The sequence below is a fragment of the Paracraurococcus ruber genome (assembly GCF_004353985.1).
GTDB lineage: Bacteria > Pseudomonadota > Alphaproteobacteria > Acetobacterales > Acetobacteraceae > Paracraurococcus > Paracraurococcus ruber.
Window position 1 is genome coordinate 28605 of the sequence record NZ_SMOA01000026.1, and the last position, 16739, is coordinate 45343.

The following is a 16739-nucleotide window of genomic DNA, read 5'->3' on the forward strand; positions in this document are numbered from 1 at the left end:
CCCGGAGAAAAGGAGGGGTGGGGGCGGGAGGGCATTTCCCTCCCCTCCCATCCTGTCTCGGAAAGGAAGGAACACCGGATGCCGCAATACCGCATCGTCACCCCTGCCGGCGCCAGCTTCACCGTGGCCGGCGGCGGCTACGACCTGGAGAGCGAGGCGCTGGCCGGCCTGGATGCCGCGATCGAGGAGGCGCCGACCGACACCGCCGGCTTCATCGCCGCGGCCAAGGATGCCGACGCCATCTATGCCAAGGGCATCCCGATCACCAAGGAGATCATCGACAGCCTGACGAAGTGCAAGCTGATCGCCCTCGGGTCGGTCGGCGTGGACAGCGTGGACGTGAAGGCGGCGACCGCGCGCGGCATCCCCGTGACCAATGTCCCCGACACCTTCATCGAGGAGGTGGCGGACCATGCCATGGCCCTGCTGCTCGGCGGCTTCCGCCGGCTGATCGAGCAGGACCGCATGGTGCGGGAGGGCCGCTGGAGGGAAGGCCGCCCGGCGCTGCTGAAGATCCCCCGGCTGATGGGCCAGACGCTGGGCTTCATCTCCTTCGGCCGGGTCGCCCGCGCGGTGGCGAAGCGCGCCGCGCCCTTCGGCCTGCGGATGATCGCCTACGACCCCTTCGTCGAGGAGATGCTGATCTCCGACCACGGGGTGCTGCCGGCGACGCTGAACGAGGTGATGGCGCAGTCCGACTTCGTGTCCATGCATGCGCCGGCGCGGCCGGAATGCACGCATATGCTGAAGGAGCAGCATTTCCGCCTGATGAAGCCCAGCGCCGTCTTCATCAATACCGGCCGCGGCCCGACCGTGGATGAGGAGGCGCTGATCAAGGCGCTGCAGGAAGGCTGGATCGCCCATGCCGCGCTGGACGTGCTGGAGACCGAGCCGCCGTCCCACAACAACCCCATCCTGCGGATGGAGAACGTGACGCTGACCGCCCATGTCGCCAGCGCGAGCGCCCGCTTCGACGAGGCGCGCAAGCGCCGCGTCGGGCATGAGCTGGCGCTGGTGCTGCAGGGCAAGTGGCCGATGAGCTGCGTGAACCCGGCCGTGCTGCAGACCACCGCCCTGCGCCGCTGGCAGCCGATCGGCATGGGCCGCGGCCCGAATTCCTGAGGAGTTCCCGAAGATGAGCAAATATGCAGTCGTCACCGGCGCCGGATCCGGCGTCGGCCGCGCCGCCGCCCTGGCCCTGCTGGCCGATGGCTGGACCGTGGCCCTGGCCGGCCGCCGCCAGGATGCGCTGGAGGAGACGAAGGGCCTGGCCGGCAATGCCGGCCCGCGCGCCATCCCGGTGCCCACCGATGTCGGCGACCCCGCCTCGGTCAACGCCCTGTTCGACAGGCTGAAGGCCGACTGGGGAAGGCTGGATTTCCTGTTCAACAATGCCGGCGGCAACGTGCCGGCGGGGCCGATCGAGGACCTGAAATACGAGGACTGGGCGCGCGTGGTGCAGGTGAACCTCACCGGCTCCTTCCTCTGCGCCCAGGCGGCCTTCCGCATCATGAAGAACCAGGACCCGATGGGCGGGCGCATCGTCAACAACGGCAGCATCAGCGCGCATGTGCCGCGGCCGGACAGCGTCGCCTACACCTCCACCAAGCATGCCATCACCGGCCTGACCAAGACCCTGGCGCTGGACGGCCGCGCCTTCGACATCGTCTCCGGCCAGGTCGATATCGGCAATGCCGCGACGCCGATGACGGCGCGCATGGCCCGCGGCGTGAAGCAGGCGAATGGCGAGATGAAAGTGGAGCCGACCTTCGACGTCGCACATGTCGGCAGCACCATCGTCATGATGGCGAACCTGCCGCTGGATGCGAACATCCAGTTCGTCACCATCGCCGCGGCGAAGATGCCGTGGATCGCCCGGGGGTAGGATCCGAGAGGGGGGCCTGCCCCTCTCGCGCTCATCCCGCCAGGGGCCGAAGGGCCCCTGGCCCGCCGGGGTCAGCCTTTCACCAGGGCGCGCGCCAGTTCGGCCTTCGTCATGCGGGAACGGCCGGCGATGCCGCGGCGCGTCGCCTCGGCATAGAGCGCGTCGCGCGTCTCGCCCGCCTTCGCCTCCACCGCCTTGGTGCGGCGCAGGTTGGCGCGGTTCCTCGCCGGCGTCTCGTCGCGGGATGCGCCGGCCTCGTGCAGCGCGATCGCCACCGCCTGGCGCTGGCTCTCCACCGGCGTGCCGCGGCTCGTCTCCAGCCGGCCGGCCTTCCACTCCTCCATCACGCGCGCGACGGTTTCGCGCTGCGCCTTGCTCTCCTTCGCCATCGCCGCCTCCCTCAAGCGGGTCACGGGCCGTGACGCCGCCCTGCACCAAACGATTGCCGGCCCTCCGGCGTTCACTTCCGGCCACCCGCCGCATCAGGGCACGACATCCAGCAGGTCCTGGCAGGCCTCCGCGCAGTCGCGGCAGGCCTCGGCGCAGACGCGGCAATGCGCATGCATCGCCGCATGGCCCTCGCATTCGGCGGCGCAGGCCTGGCAGGCGGCGATGCAAGCCTGCAGCGCCGCCGCCATCGTCGCCTTGTTCGGCCTGGTCAGCCGCCCCACCACGCGCGCCGTCGCGCCGCACAGGTCGGCGCAGTCCAGGTCCAGGCGGATGCAAGCGGCCAGGTGCCGGACATTCTCCTCCGCCAGGCAGGCATCGGCGCAGCCCGTGCAGGCGGCGGAACAGTCCAGGCAGGCGGCGATGCAGCGCGCGATCAGGTCCTGCGCGGAAGGGTGGCGCGGCTGGCTGTCCAGCATCGCCTGCAGGTGGCGGGTCATGCGTAACCTCCGGCTGAAGGGTTGCGAAGGAACGCGGCTGGGGGCACCGGGCTGCCACCGTTGCGCTGGCGTCGCGGCGGCAGGCTTGCCATGCTGCCGCTGGCGCCGGATCGCGCCGGGACCAGATACGGACGCAGGCCGGCGCACCCGCCAGGACGCGCCTGCGGCCGGGACAACGAGGGAGTCGTGAGGATGGATGGGGAGCAACCGCCCGGCGCGGGCTTCCAGCCGCTGGTGCCGCCGCCGCGGGCCGCAGGACCGGAAGCCCTGCTGACCATGCAGCGGCGCGGGCTGGACATGATCCTGGCGGCGAATCGCCTGGCGGTGACCTGGCTGCAGGCCGCGGCGGACCAGCATGCGCAGGTCACCCGCCGCACGCTGGACGAGATGGCGGAGAATGCCCGCCGCCTGGCCAATGCCGATGCGTCGCCGGAAACGGCCAGGGCGATGCTGGAGATGGTGGATCGTGCGCGCTCGCTGGGCCTGCAGACGGCGCAGGACATCGCCGGCCTGATGCAGCGCATGCAGGGCGACACGGTCACCCTGATGGGCAAGGTGCTGAAGGGCGGGGAGGAGGAGTAGCCCCGCCCGCGGCGCCGCTCAGCGCCGCGCCAGCCAACCCGTCACGCGGTCCAGGGCGCGGTCCAGCGTCGCCTCCTGCTGGGCGAAGCAGAGCCGGAAATGGCCTTCCCCACCCGGGCCGAAGGCGCTGCCGGGCGCGAGGCCGACCAGCGCGCCCTGCGCCATGCGCTTGGCCTCGGCCAGGCTGTCGGTCAGCCCCTCCACCCGGAAGAAGCTGTACATGCCGCCGGCGGCGACCGGCGCCGTGACGCCCGGCACCGCGTTCAGCGCCGCCGCCGTGCGGTCCCGCAGCGGGCGGAACAGCGCCACGGTCTGGTCGATGAAGGCGTCGCCCTGCGTCACCGCGGCGATGCCGGCGCGCTGCACGAAGACCGGCGCGCAGGAGGTGTTGTATTCCACCAGCTTGGCCAGCCCGTCCACCAGCGTGGCCGGCGCGGTCAGCCAGCCCAACCGCCACCCCGTCATCGCCCAGGATTTCGAGAAGCTGTTCACCGCGATGACGCGGTCCTCGGGCGTGGCGATGTCGAGGAACGAGGGCGCCGGCCCGCCTTCGTAGTAGAGCCGGTCATAGACCTCGTCGGCCAGGATCCAGGTGCCGGTGCGGCGGCAGTGATCCAGGATCGCCCGCACCTCCTCCCGCGTGAAGGCGAAGCCGGTCGGGTTGCCGGGGCTGTTCAGCATCACCATCCGCACCTCCGGCCTGATGGCGGACAAAAGCTGGTCCAAGTCCACGCGCCAGAGGCCCTGGGCCAAGTGCAGCGGCACCGTCTCCACCGGGGCGGAGAGGATCAGCGGGATGGCGCCGATATTCGGCCAGTGCGGCGCCAGCGTCACCACGCGGTCGCCCGGGTCCAGCACCGACTGGCAGGCGAGCATGATGGCGTTGACGCCGGCGCTGGTGGCGCAGATGCGGTCGGCCGTCACCTGGCGGCCGATGCGGCGCTGGTAGGCGGCGATGGCCTCCCGCAGCGGCTCGATCCCGAGGTTGGAGGAGTAGAAGGTCTCCCCCGCCGCCAGGCTGTCATTCGCCGCGCGCTTGATGAAGTCCGGCGTCGGGATGTCCGGCTCCCCCACCCAGAGGGGGATGAGGCCGGGGATGCCGCCGCAATCCCGGTAAACCTCCCGGATCTTGGAGGCTTCGAGGGCGGCGACGGCGGTGCGGGGAGCAGGGGCGTGCATTCAGCGCCCTGTAAAGCTTGGGCTCCGCTTTTCCAACATCGCATTGACCGCTTCCTTGTGGTCCTCCGTGGAGTGGGCAAGGGCCTGGAAGGCGGCGGACATCTCCAGCAGGGTGGACAGCCGGGTGTGCTGGCCCTCGCGCAGCAGGCGCTTGGTCATGCGCACCATCTCGGGCGGGTTGGCGGCGATGCGGGCGGCGAGGGCGCGGGCGGCGGGCATCAGCCCCTCGGCCGGGACGACGCGGGAGACCAGGCGGATCTCCTTCGCGGTCTGGGCGTCGATCTGGTCGCCGGTGAAGCTGAGCTCGCAGGCCATGGACATGCCGACGACGCGCGGCAGCAGCCAGGCGCCGCCATCGCCGGGGACGATGCCGACCTTGATGAAGCTCTCGGCAAAGCGGGCAGTCTCCGAGGCGATGCGGATGTCGCACATGCAGGCGACGTCGAGGCCGAGGCCGATCGCGGGCCCGTTCACCGCGGCGATGGTGGGCGCGTCGCAGTCATAGAGGGCATTGGCCATGGCCTGGACGCCGCGGCGGTAATTCTCCCGCAGGTCGGCATGGCTGCCTTCGATGATGCCGCGGCGGTCGCGCATGGCCTTCAGGTCGCCGCCGGCGCAGAAGGCGGTGCCGGCGCCGGTCAGGATCACGGCGCGCACGCTGCGGTCGCGATTCACGCGGCGCACCGCGTCCACGACGGCGTCGCAATCCGCGAAGGTGGAGATGGCGTTGCGCTTCTCGGGTGCGTTCAGCGTCAGGGTGACGACGTGGTCGGTTTCTTCGTAGGTGACGTAGCCGGACATGGCGTGTGTTTCCGCTTGCAGACTCAGGCCGGTCCAGGGGTCGCCTGACCCCTGGTGGGGGGAGCTTGAGGGGGGCAAAGCCCCCCTCAACGGGCTGTCAGGTCAGCCCAGAGATTGTCGCCCCCACGAGCGAGGGCTGCGGTGCCGATCCGCCTGGCCCAGACCCGCTCCGCGCCGAAGCCATCCCGCCACTCCCACATCCTGCGCGTGAACAGGTGCAGCGGGTGGTCGTCGGTGAAGCCGATGGCGGCATGGACCTGGTGGGTGATGGCGGCGCAGGTGCCGGCGGCCTCGCCGGCGACGACCTTGGCCGAGGCGATCTCGAATTCCGCGCCGGCCAGGCCGTGGCGGTCGGCGGCGCGGCCGGCATTGGCGACCGCGACGGCGGCGGCGGCGGTCTCGCCGGCGGCACGGGCCAGCAATTGCTGCACCGCCTGGAAGCCGCCGATGGCGCGGCCGAACTGCTTCCGGGTGTTCGCGTACTCCACCGTCATGTCCAGCACCGCTTCCAGCGCGCCGGCGATGCGGGCGGCGTTCAGCAGCGCGCCGGCCAGCAGCGCGGCGTCCGGGCCGAAGCCGGCGGGCAGGCGCCCTTCCTCGGCGGGCACGCCCGGTGCGGCGTGGTCGGCGGGTTCGCGGCTGTAGGGGGCGAGGCCCTGGCGGGTGGCGGGGCCGGGCTGCAGCAGCACCGTGCCGCCCGCGACCATCACCAGGGCAGCGGCGCGGCGGCCCCAGGCGACGGGTTCGGGCCCGACGCTCAGGCCCAGCAGGCCCGGCCGCGGCGCGATGCCGCCGGCGGCCAGCAGCGCGGCGGCGACCATGCCCTCGCCCAGCGGCAGGGGGGAGGCGTGGCGGCCCAGCACATGCCACAGCGCCGCGGCATCGCCCCAGGTGAGGCCGGCGCCGCCCAGCGCTTCGGGCGCCATGGCGGTGGGCAGGCCCAGCGCCTCGGCCTCGGCCCAGAGCGCCTCCGGCCACTCGCCGCGTTCGTTGGCGCGCAGGCGGTCGGGGCCGGACTGGTCGGAGAGCAGGCGCTCCACCTGCTCCAGCAGGATCGTGCGGAGATCGTCCGACATCAGCGCAGCCCCAGCTGGCGGGCGATGATGCCGCGCAGGATCTCGCGGGTGCCGCCGCGCAGGCTGTAGCTGCGGGCGACCATGGTCATGATGCGCTGCATCTCCTGCACCTCGGGCGGCGTGCGGGCGGGGTCGAACAGGTCGCGCAGCGTCTCGGGCAGCGCCTGCTCGTAGTCGTTGCCGACATCCTTTACCAATGCGGCCTCGCGGGCCGGGGTCTTGCCGTCCTGCAGCATGCCGGCGACCGCCAGGGACATTTCGCGCAGCGTGCCGGCGCGGGCCAGCAGGCGGCCGACGGTCTCGGCCGCGGCGGGTTCGGCGCGCAGATCGTCCAGCGCGGCGGTCAGCAGCGGCAGGGAGGAGAGGTAGCGTTCCGGCCCCGCCCGCTCGAAGGCCAGCTCGGCCGTCGCCTGTTCCCAGCCATTGCCTTCCTGCCCGACCAGCAGGCTGTCGGGGACGAAGACGTCGTCGAAGGTGATCTCGTTGAACCCCTCCTCCCCCACCAGGTCGAGGATGGGGCGGATGGTGATGCCGCTGCTGCGGCAATCCACCAGGAACTGGCTCAGCCCCTGGTGCTTCGCCTTGGGGTCGGGCGCCGGCGCGGTGCGCAGCAGCGCGATCATGAAGTCGCAGCGATGCGCGTTGGTGGTCCAGACCTTGCGGCCATTGATCCGCCAGCCGCCCGGCACCTTCTCCGCCCGGGTGCGCAGGCTGGCGAGGTCGGAGCCGCTGTCGGGCTCCGACAGGCCGATGGCGAAGGCCAGCTCGCCGGAGACGATGCGGGGCAGGAATTCGCGACGTTGTTCCTCGGTGCCCAGCCGCAGGATCAGCGGGCCTGACTGCCGGTCCCCGATCCAGTGGGCGCCGACCGGGGCGCCGGCCGCCAGCATCTCCTCCAGCACCACATAACGTTCCAGCGCGCTGCGCTCCCCGCCGCCATAGGCGCCGGGCCAGGTCATGCCGATCCAGCCGCGCCTGCCCACCTCGCGCGAGAATTCGCGGTCGAACCCCATCCAGGAATAGGCGCGGACCATGGGGGACCAGTGCCGCCCCGCCTCCGCCAGGAAGGCGCGGAGATCGGTGCGCAACGCCGCCGCCTCCGGCGGCAGGTCCCGCAAGTCGAAGCGCAAGCCGGCCATGGTCCGGTTCCCTCCTGCCCGTTTGGCGTCTGACTTGGCCCATTCCGGCCGGGCGCGCCACCCCCCTCGACAGGGCGGGGCGGGGTGGCTTTCCTGCCGGGGATGCGAGGGGGTGGGCTATGCACGGCCTTGGGGACAAGTTCGGGATCGGCCAGCCGGTACGGCGCAAGGAAGACGTCCGGCTGCTGACCGGGCGCGGCACCTATACCGACGACATCGACCGGCCCGGCCAGGCGCATGCCTTCGTCCTGCGCTCGCCGCATGCCCATGCCCGGATCGTCTCCATGGACACCGCGGCGGCGCAGGCGGCGCCCGGGGTGCTGGCGGTGCTGACCGGGCATGACGCCGCCGCCGACGGCATCGGGCATTTCCCGGTGATGGTGGATGTCCCCGGCAAGGGTGGGACGAAGCTGTTCCCCACCCCGCGCCCGATCCTGCAGACCGAACGGGTGCGCTTCGTCGGCGACCCCGTCGCGCTGGTGGTGGCGGAGACCCGCGCCCAGGCGCAGGACGCGGCCGAGTTGATCGAGGTGGAGTACGAGACCCTGCCCAGCGTCACCGACACCGCCGCGGCGCTGGACCCGGGCGCGCCGGTGATCTGGGAGGCGAATGGCAGCAATCTTTGCGTGCTGTGGGACAGCGGGCGGGAGGCGGAGGCGGAGGCCGCCTTCGCCGGCGCCGCGAAGACCGTGCGCCTAGAGCTGGTCAACAACCGCGTTGTCGGCAACCCGATGGAGCCGCGCGTCGCCATCGGCGAATACGACGCGACGACGGAGAGCTGGACGCTGCACTCCCCCACCCAGGGCGTGATGCGGGTGCAGGACGGGCTGGCCCGGCTGGTGCTGAAGGTGCCGAAGGAGAAGCTGCGGGTGATCTCGCCGGATGTGGGCGGCGGCTTCGGCCTGCGCGGCAAGATTTTTCCTGAGTCTGGCATGGTTCTCTGGGCAGCCCGACGCTTGGGCAGGCCGGTGAAATGGCTCAGCGGCCGCACCGAGACCTTCATGTGCGACCCGCATGGCCGCGACCATGTCACCCGCGCGGAGATGGCCTTCGACGCCCATGGGAAGACGCTCGGCGTGAAGATCCGCACCTTCGCCGCCATGGGCGCCTATCTGCAGGATTTCGGGCCGCGCGTGCCGACCGTGGCGGGCGCGCGCATCATGGGCACGGTCTACGACATCCAGGCGTTGAACGCCCAGGTCAGCTGCGTCTTCACCAACACCACGCCGACCGATGCCTATCGCGGCGCCGGGCGGCCGGAACAGGCCTATGTGCTGGAACGGCTCTACGACTTGGGCGCCGAAGCCTTCGGCATCGGGCGGGACGAGATCAGGCGGCGCAACTACATCAAGCCGGCGCAGATCCCCTATACCAACGTGGTCGGCAACGCGATCGACAGCGGGCTGTTCGCCGAGACGCAGGACCGCGCGCTGGCGCTGGCGGACTGGCAGGGCTTCCCGGCCCGGCGCGCCGAGGCGGCGCGGCGCGGCCGGCTGCGCGGCATCGGCCTCGGCTACTTCATCGAGGCCTCGGGCGGCCAGCCCAGCGAATGGGCGCGCGTGGCCTTCGAGGCGGACGGGACCGTCGCGCTGACCGTCGGCACCTTCAGCCATGGGCAGGGGCACGAGACCGCCTTCGCCCAGATCATCCACCACAAGCTCGGCATCCCCTTCGACGCGGTGCGGCTGATCCAGGGCGACACGGCGGTGGTGGCGCAGGGCAACGGCACCGGCGGCTCCCGCTCCTCCCAGATGGGCGGGGTGGCGGTGGCGCGGGCCTCCGACCTCGTGCTGGCCAAGGCGCGGCGGCTGGCGGCGCACCGGCTGGAAGCGGCGGTGGACGACGTGGAATTCGCCGATGGCGTCTTCCGCGTGGCCGGCACCGACCTGGCCCTGACCTGGACCCAGGTGCTGGAGGCGGCGCAGGCGCCGCCGGAAGGCGAGACCCCAGGCCTCGACGAGCAACTGGTCTATACCCGCAGCACCGAGTGCAATTTCCCCAATGGCTGCCATGTGGCGGAGGTGGAGGTGGACCCGGACACGGGCCGCGTGGAGATCGTCCGCTACGCCGCCGTGGACGATGTCGGCACCGTCATCAACCCGATGCTGGTGCATGGCCAGAGCCATGGCGGCATCATGGCCGGCATCGGCCAGGCGCTGCTGGAGCACGCGGTCTATGACCCCGAGAGCGGGCAGTTCCTGAGCGCCAGCTTCCAGGATTACTGCCTGCCGCGGGCGGCCGACGCGCCGGGCTTCGACCTGGATTTCCACATCGTGCCCTGCCCGAACAACGACCTGGGCGTGAAGGGCGCCGGCGAAGGCGGGGCCTGCGGCGCGCCGCCGGCCATCGTCTCGGCCATCTGCGACGCGCTGGGCATCCCGCATATCGACATGCCGGTCACGCCGGAGAAGGTCTGGCGCGTGCTGGCTTTGCGGGAGCGGAAGGCGGCATGAGGTCGGGCCGGAGGCGCGCGGAATGACCCAATCCTTCCTCCCGGCCGTCTTCATGCGCGGCGGCTCCTCCAAGGGCGTGTTCTTCCACGCCAAGGACCTGCCGGCGGACCGCGCGGCGGTGGACCCCATCCTGCTCTCCGTGCTCGGCAGCCCGGACCCCTATGGGCGGCAGCTGGACGGCATGGGCGGCGGCATCTCCTCCCTCTCCAAGGCCGTGCTGATCGGCCCGCCGAGCCACCCGGAGGCCGATGTGGACTACACCTTCGCCCAGGTGGCGGTGGACAGGCCGGTGGTGGACTGGAAGGGGAATTGCGGCAACCTCTCCTCCGCCGTCGGGCCCTTCGCGGTGGACGAAGGCCTGGTGCGCGTCGCGGATGGCGAGGCGCTGGTGCGCATCCACCAGGTGAACACGCGGAAGATCATCCATGCCCGCTTCCCGGTGCGGGAGGGCCGGGCCGAGGTGCGGGGCGATTTCGCCATCGCCGGCGTCGCGGGGACGGGGGCGCGCATCCGGCTGGACTTCCTCGCGCCCGGCGGGTCGCAATGCGCCGCGCTGCTGCCGACCGGCAGCCCGGTGGATGTGCTGGAGATCCCCGGCTTCGGCCCGCTGCGCGCCAGCCTGGTGGATGCCGCCAACCCGGCGGTCTTCGTGGCGGCGGCGGATCTCGGCCTGACCGGCGCCGAGACGCCCGACGCCATCGAGGCGCGCGCCGACCTGATGGCGCTGCTGGACCGCATCCGCCGCCTGGCCGGCGTTGCCATGGGGCTGGCGGCGACCGAGGCGGCGGTCGGCCTCGCCTCCCCCCGCGTCGCGCTGGTGGCGGGGCCGACCGCCGCCCGCACGCTGGACGGCGGGGTGCTGGACCCGGCCGGCCATGACGTGACCATCCGCATGCTGTCCATGGAACGCCCGCACCGCGCCGTGCCGATGACCGGCGCCATGGGCCTTGCCGTCGCCTGCCGGGTGGAGGGCAGCATCCCGCAGGCCCTGGCGAGGCGCGGCGCGCGGCCGGAGGAGATCCGGGTCGCGCATCCTTCCGGCACGCTGGCGGTGGGGGCCGAGGTGCGGCGGGACGACACGGGCTGGCAGGCCGACAGCGCGGTGGTGTTCCGCACCGCCCGCCGCCTGATGCAGGGGCAGGTCGCTTTGCCCCTGTAGCGGCTTCGGTCGCCTGCCGGCCCGCTCCCGCCGCCGCCGCTGGCGGCGAGCGTCGGGCCAGGCCGCAAGGTCAGCTCCGCAGCGCCTCGGCCACCGGCCAGCCGCGTTCCAGCCGCTTGCACAGCCGGGCATAGGGCACGCCGGCGCGCTCGGCCGCCTCGTGCAGGGTCATCTGCCGGCCGCGCCAGGCGACCAGGCGGCGCGGCACGCCGCGGCGCGGCACATCCGCCTGCCATTCGGCATTGTCCGGGCCGAAGGCGCGGGACGGGTCGGGGCGGACCAGGCGATGCCGTTCGGACGGCCGCGGGCCGACATCCTCGAGGAAGGCGGCGAAGCCCTGGCCCTTGCCGGCGCGCCAGCGGCGGCAGACCCGCACATCCTCCATCCGGTGCAGCATGGCCTGCCAGGCCCAGTATTCCGGCGCCGCCCGGCCATTGGCCCGGCCGCCATGCTTCAGCAGCCTCTCCCGCGCCACGCTGGTGCGGACGCAGCCGCAGCTGCGGGTGGTGGCCAGGCGCAGCCGGTCCTCCCGCACCTCGGTCAGGTTGCCGCAGTCGCAGCGGCACACCCAGCGGCGGCGGGAGAACTGCCCGCGCCACTCATAGGGCTCGCCCTCATGCTCAACCCGCAGCAGGCCGATGCGCGAGCCTGGCCGGACCGAGCTCGTCCGGCTGCCGGTGCCCCAGGCCGGGGCGTAGGACCGCCGCTTCCCGGACGTCTTGCGGGTGCGGGTTGCCATCCAGGTTTCTCCTCCGCGCCATCGCCTGCCTGGGGGTCTTCTCCGGGCAGGCGGAGTCGCCAGAATCCTGATGCAAACAGACCCTGCTTTAATAGGGGCTCAACGCAAGCGTTACGAATCCGCCAGTCACGCGGCGCGGCGCCGCGCGCCGCGGCGGATCAGACGGAGAAGTATTTCGCCTTCGGATGGTGAAGCACGATGGCGCTGGTCGATTGCTCGGGGTGGAGCTGCCACTCGTCGCTGATCGAGACGCCGATGCGCTCCGCCCCCAGCAGCCGCAGCAGCGGCTCCTGGTCCTCCAGCCGCGGGCAGGCGGGGTAGCCGAAGGAATAGCGGCCGCCGCGATAGCCCTGGGACAGCATCTTCTCCATGTCCCGGTCGTCGTGCTGGGCGAAGCCCCATTCGGCGCGGATGCGCTTGTGGACGTATTCCGCCATCGCCTCGGCCATTTCCACGGACAGGCCGTGCAGGTAGAGGTAGTCCTGGTAGCGGTTGTCCTCGAACCAGTCGCGCGCCATGTCGCTGGCCTTCTGGCCGACGGTGACGACCTGCAGGCCGATGACGTCGCGGGCGCCCGGCCCGTCCTCGATGTCGCGGACGAAGTCGGCGATGCACTCGCCATCCTGCTTCGGCTGGCGCGGCAGGCTGAAGCGGCAGGCCTCGGTCACCCCGTCCTGCTCGAACAGCACCAGGTCGTTGCCCTGGCCGGCGCATTTCCAGTAGCCGTAGATGGCCTGCGGCCGGAGGATCGCCTGCTCCTCCGTCAGCGCCAGCATGCGCTTGAGAACGGGGCGCAGCTCCTGCTTCGCCCAGCCGAGGAAATCCTCCAGGCTGCGGCCCTGCTTCCGGAAGCCCCACTGGAATTGGTACAGGCTGCGCTCGTTGATGAAGGGCACCACGGCCTTGGGCGCCGCCTCGATCACCCGCGCGCCCCAGAAGGGCGGGTCGGGGATCGGCTCGCCCTCCGTCACCCGGCGGCGGCGCCCCTGGGCGTAGTTCACGTCCACCGGGGCGAAGCCGCGCGGGTCGGCGGTGCCCAGCGTCCGGCTCTCGTTCCGCGCCTTGCCCTTGCGCTTCGACTGCACCGCGGCGAGGTAGTCGTCGAAGCCGTTGCCCGTCACCTTGTCCATCAGGTGCAGGCCGTCGAAGGCATCCCGCGCATAGGCGACGCGTCCCGACGCATAGGCGCGGACGCAGTCATCCTCGACATAGTTGCGGGTCAGCGCGGCGCCGCCCAGCAGCACCGGCACGTCGAGGCCGATGCGCGACATCTCCTCGAGGTTCTCGCGCATCACCACGGTGGACTTCACGAGAAGGCCGGACATGCCGATGGCATGCGCGCGGTGTTCCTTGACCGCCGCGACCATGTCGGCCAGCGGCACCTTGATGCCCAGGTTGACCACGCGGTAGCCGTTGTTGGTCAGGATGATGTCGACCAGGTTCTTGCCGATATCGTGCACATCGCCCTTCACCGTGGCGAGCACGATAGTGCCCTTCTCCTGCCCCTCGATCTTCTCCATGAAGGGCTCGAGGTAGGCGACGGCCGCCTTCATCGTCTCCGCGGACTGGAGGACGAAGGGCAGCTGCATCTTGCCGGCGCCGAACAGCTCGCCCACCACCTTCATCCCGTCCAGCAGGATGTCGTTGATGATGGACAGCGGGGCGATGCCCTGGTCCAGCGCGTCCTGCAGCTCCTCGTTCAGGCCCTTGCGGTCGCCGTCGACGATCCGGTCCTTGAGGCGGCCCTCGACCGTCTCGGCCTTCTTCTTGGCGCCGGTATCCGCCGCCTTGCGGCCGGCGAAGAGCTCCAGCATCCGCTGCAGCGGGTCGTAGCCCTCCCGCCGCCGGTCGAAGATCAGGTCCTCGGCGACCTGCACCTCCTCGGCCGGGATCTGGTGCAGCGGCTTGATCTTGGAGACATGGACGATCGCCCCGGTCATGCCGGCCTTCACGGCGTGATCCAGGAAGACGCTGTTCAGCACATGCCGCGCCGCCGGGTTCAGGCCGAAGCTGATGTTGGACAGGCCGAGGATGATCTGGATGTCCGGGAACGCGTCCCGGATCATCCTGATGCCTTCCAGCGTCCATTGGCCGAGCTTGCGGTCGTCCTCGTTGCCGGTGGCGATGGTGAAGGTCAGCGGGTCGATCAGCAGGTCGCTCTGCGGCAGGCCGTGCTTGTCGCAGGCGAACTCCACCAGCCGGCGGGCGATCCGCAATTTGTCCTCGGCCGTCTTCGCCATGCCCACCTCGTCGATGGTGAGGGCGATGACGGCGGCGCCGAATTTCTTGGCGAGGATCAGCCGGTCCTCGGCCGCCTTCTCGCCATCCTCGAAATTGATCGAGTTGATGATCGGCTTGCCGCCATGCAGCTTCAGCGCGGCCTCGATGACCGGCGTCTCGGTGGAATCGATGACCAGGGGCGCGTTCACCGAGGAGGTGAAGCGGCGCACCACCTCGTTCATCTCGGCCATCTCGTCGCGGCCGACGAAGGCGGTGCAGAGGTCGAGGCTGTTCGACCCCTCCCCCACCTGCTCGCGGCCGATGGCGACGCAGCCATCCCAGTCATGCGCCGCCTGCCGCTCCCGCCAGGCCTTGGAGCCATTGGCGTTGCAGCGCTCGCCGATGGAGAAATACGCATTCTCCTGCCGCAGCGCGACCGCGCCATAGAGCGAGGCGACGGAGGGCACCCAGTGGTACTTGCGGGCGACCGGCACCGGCCGATGCGCGGTCCCCTGCGCGCCGTGCCTGCGAAGCATGGCGTCCAAAGCGGCGATATGGGGGGTGGAGGTGCCGCAGCAGCCGCCGATCAGGTTCACCCCGTCCTCGCGGACGAAGCGCTCCATCCAGGACGCCATCTCGGCGGCGCCCAGCGGGTAGTGGGTCTTGCCGTCCACCAGTTCCGGCAGGCCGGCATTGGGCTGCACGCTGATCAGGCCGGGCCAGTTCTGGCTGAGCCAGCGGACATGCTCGGCCATCTCCTGCGGCCCGGTGGCGCAGTTGAGGCCGATCAGCGGCACGTCCAGCGCATGCACCACCGTGCTGGCGGCGGCGATGTCCGGCCCGACCAGCAGCGTGCCGGTGGTCTCGACCGTCACCTGCACGAAGACCGGGATGTCCTTGCCCGCCGCGCGGGTCGCCGCCTTGGCGGCGTTCACCGCCGCCTTGATGTAGAGCGTGTCCTGGTTGGTCTCGGTCAGCAGCGCATCCACGCCGCCGGCGATCAGGCCGCGGCACTGTTCCTCCAGCGCCGCCTGCAGCGCGTCGTACTGGATATGCCCCAGGCTCGGCAGCTTGGTGCCCGGGCCGATATCGCCGATGACCCAGCGGTCCCGGCCATCGGCGAAGCTGTCGGCTGCCTCGCGCGCCAGCTCCACCGCGATGCGGTTGATCTCGAAGGCCTTCCCCTCAAGCTCGAACTCGCCGAGCGTCACGGGGCTGCCGCCGAAGCTGTTGGTCAGCACCATGTCGGCGCCGGATTCGTAGTAGCTGCGATGGATCTCGCGGACGATGTCGGGGCGCGAGAGGTTCAGCACCTCCGTGCAATTCTCCTTGCCCCAGTAGTCCTTGTCCACGTCCAGCGACATGGCCTGCACGCGGGCGCCCATCCCGCCGTCGCAGAGCAGCACGCGGTCGCGCAGGGCATCGAGGAGGTGCGGACGGGCCATGGGGGGCGATGTTCCCGGGGATCAGAAGGTGAGCGCGGAAAGGGCGGGGGCGGCGACCAGGCCCGGCAGGCGCCGGGCGGGCCAGAGGCGGATGGCAAGCTCGCCGGGCACCAGCACCGGCGGCAGGGCGACGCAGCCGGCGGAGCCGAGCCAGCCGGCGATGGCGGCATCGTCGAAGCCGGGCCAGCGATGCGCATGGCGTTCCAGCACCAGGCCATGCTCATGCGGCGCCAGGTCGATGATCACCAGCAGCCCGTCCGGCCGCAGCACCCGCGCGGCCTCGGCCAGGGCGGCCGCCGGGTCGTCGGCGTAGTGCAGCACCATCTGCAGGGCGGCGACGTCGAAGCCGGCATCCGGCAGGGGCAGGCGGTACATGTCGGCCTGCCGCACGGCGCAGCGGCCGGCCAGGCCGCGCTCCGCCAGGCGGGCGCGGGCCAGCGCCAGCATCTCCCGGCTCGCATCGATGCCGAGGGCGCGGTCGGCCCGGTCCGCCACCAGCTCCAGCAGCCGCCCGGTGCCGGTGCCGATATCGAGGAAGCGCGGGATGGCCGGCGGCAGCAGCGACAGGAAGGCCTGCTCGATGGCCGAGGCCGGCAATTCCAGGGCGCGGATCTCGTCCCAGTCCGCGCCGTCGCGGCGGAAGGCGTCGGAGGCTTCCCGCGCCCGCTCGGCCGCGAGGCGCACGGCGGCGCGGCGGTCGGCGGCCAGCACCGGGTCTTCCTCCGGCAGGCGGGCCAGCAGCATGCGCGCCAGCTCCGCCCCCGGCGGCAGCTGGAAATAGGCATTGGCGCCTTCCGGCACGCGTTCCAGCAACCCCGCCTCGACCAGCAGCTTCAGGTGGCGCGACAGGCGCGGCTGGGACTGGCCCAGCACCTCGCACAGATCGGTCACGCAGAAGGCGCCCCGGGCGCAGAGCGCGAGCAGGCGGAGCCGCGTCGGCTCCGCGGCGGCGCGCAACTGGGCCAGCATCTTGTCCATGCGGGGCTGAATGACATAAAGATATCCTTATGTCGAGTATCCCTTTCGGGAGACTGAATGCATGGCCTGGACCCTCGATGCGCGGATCCCGCTGCAGGTGACGGCGGATGCAGCCGCCCTGGCGGCGGCGCTGGCGGCCGGGCCCCGGGCCGCGGTGCTGGCCGAGGCGCCGCCCCCCGCCCTGCCCGCGGGCGCG

Annotated in this window: 14 protein-coding genes; 5 read left to right on the top strand and 9 right to left on the bottom strand. The window is 71.6% G+C overall.

Features of this window, described 5'->3' with window-relative positions:
• Nucleotides 1-78 precede the first annotated feature (78 nt).
• Together E2C05_RS07740 and E2C05_RS07745 are read left to right on the top strand one after the other, a co-directional pair.
• Nucleotides 79-1122, top strand: coding sequence for a C-terminal binding protein (locus tag E2C05_RS07740; RefSeq protein ID WP_133219042.1), 1044 nt, complete (start codon nucleotides 79-81; stop codon nucleotides 1120-1122).
• 13 nt (nucleotides 1123-1135) lie between these two features.
• Entirely contained in the window at nucleotides 1136-1885 is a 750-nt protein-coding gene (locus E2C05_RS07745; protein WP_133219043.1) for an SDR family oxidoreductase, read from the top strand.
• A gap of 71 nt (nucleotides 1886-1956) precedes the next feature.
• On the opposite strand, the gene E2C05_RS07750 is transcribed toward E2C05_RS07745, so the two are convergent.
• On the bottom strand, nucleotides 1957-2298 hold the full coding sequence (locus E2C05_RS07750) for a DUF6496 domain-containing protein (protein WP_200305625.1): 342 nt from the start codon (nucleotides 2296-2298) through the stop codon (nucleotides 1957-1959).
• Between the two features lie 69 nt (nucleotides 2299-2367).
• Entirely contained in the window at nucleotides 2368-2772 is a 405-nt protein-coding gene (locus tag E2C05_RS07755) for a four-helix bundle copper-binding protein (protein WP_133219044.1), read from the bottom strand.
• A 192-nt stretch (nucleotides 2773-2964) separates the two neighbouring features.
• Here E2C05_RS07755 and E2C05_RS07760 point away from each other — a divergent pair, with 192 nt between their 5' ends.
• Nucleotides 2965-3354 (top strand): phasin family protein, encoded by a 390-nt coding sequence (locus E2C05_RS07760; protein ID WP_158292001.1) that lies wholly within the window; start codon nucleotides 2965-2967, stop codon nucleotides 3352-3354.
• 18 nt (nucleotides 3355-3372) lie between these two features.
• Here the strand turns inward: E2C05_RS07760 and E2C05_RS07765 are convergent, their stop codons facing one another.
• From E2C05_RS07765 to E2C05_RS07780, 4 genes are all read right to left on the bottom strand, one after another.
• On the bottom strand, nucleotides 3373-4533 hold the full coding sequence (locus E2C05_RS07765; RefSeq protein WP_133219046.1) for a pyridoxal phosphate-dependent aminotransferase: 1161 nt from the start codon (nucleotides 4531-4533) through the stop codon (nucleotides 3373-3375).
• Nucleotides 4534-5334 (bottom strand): crotonase/enoyl-CoA hydratase family protein, encoded by an 801-nt coding sequence (locus E2C05_RS07770; protein ID WP_133219047.1) that lies wholly within the window; start codon nucleotides 5332-5334, stop codon nucleotides 4534-4536.
• An 86-nt stretch (nucleotides 5335-5420) separates the two neighbouring features.
• Nucleotides 5421-6410, bottom strand: a complete 990-nt coding sequence (locus E2C05_RS07775) for an acyl-CoA dehydrogenase family protein (RefSeq protein WP_133219048.1) — start codon at nucleotides 6408-6410, stop codon at nucleotides 5421-5423.
• Nucleotides 6410-7549, bottom strand: a complete 1140-nt coding sequence (locus E2C05_RS07780) for an acyl-CoA dehydrogenase family protein (RefSeq protein WP_133219049.1) — start codon at nucleotides 7547-7549, stop codon at nucleotides 6410-6412. Before E2C05_RS07780 ends, E2C05_RS07775 begins: the two co-directional genes overlap by 1 nt.
• Nucleotides 7550-7668: 119 nt before the next feature.
• On the opposite strand from E2C05_RS07780, the gene E2C05_RS07785 reads away from it, so the two are divergent.
• A complete protein-coding gene (locus tag E2C05_RS07785) occupies nucleotides 7669-10002 on the top strand; it encodes a xanthine dehydrogenase family protein molybdopterin-binding subunit (RefSeq protein ID WP_133219050.1) in 2334 nt (777 codons plus the stop codon).
• 22 nt (nucleotides 10003-10024) lie between these two features.
• Nucleotides 10025-11161: a 2-methylaconitate cis-trans isomerase PrpF family protein gene (locus E2C05_RS07790; protein WP_133219051.1), complete on the top strand. Its 1137-nt coding sequence runs from the start codon at nucleotides 10025-10027 to the stop codon at nucleotides 11159-11161.
• A gap of 70 nt (nucleotides 11162-11231) precedes the next feature.
• Here the strand turns inward: E2C05_RS07790 and E2C05_RS07795 are convergent, their stop codons facing one another.
• The 3 genes from E2C05_RS07795 to E2C05_RS07805 form a co-directional block, all read right to left on the bottom strand.
• Complete coding sequence (locus E2C05_RS07795) at nucleotides 11232-11900, bottom strand: hypothetical protein (RefSeq protein WP_133219052.1); 669 nt, start codon at nucleotides 11898-11900, stop codon at nucleotides 11232-11234.
• Nucleotides 11901-12058: 158 nt separating this feature from the next.
• Nucleotides 12059-15565, bottom strand: coding sequence for a methionine synthase (gene metH, locus E2C05_RS07800; RefSeq protein ID WP_133219053.1), 3507 nt, complete (start codon nucleotides 15563-15565; stop codon nucleotides 12059-12061).
• A gap of 21 nt (nucleotides 15566-15586) precedes the next feature.
• Nucleotides 15587-16543, bottom strand: a complete 957-nt coding sequence (locus E2C05_RS07805; RefSeq protein ID WP_133219054.1) for an ArsR/SmtB family transcription factor — start codon at nucleotides 16541-16543, stop codon at nucleotides 15587-15589.
• Nucleotides 16544-16739: the final 196 nt, after the last annotated feature.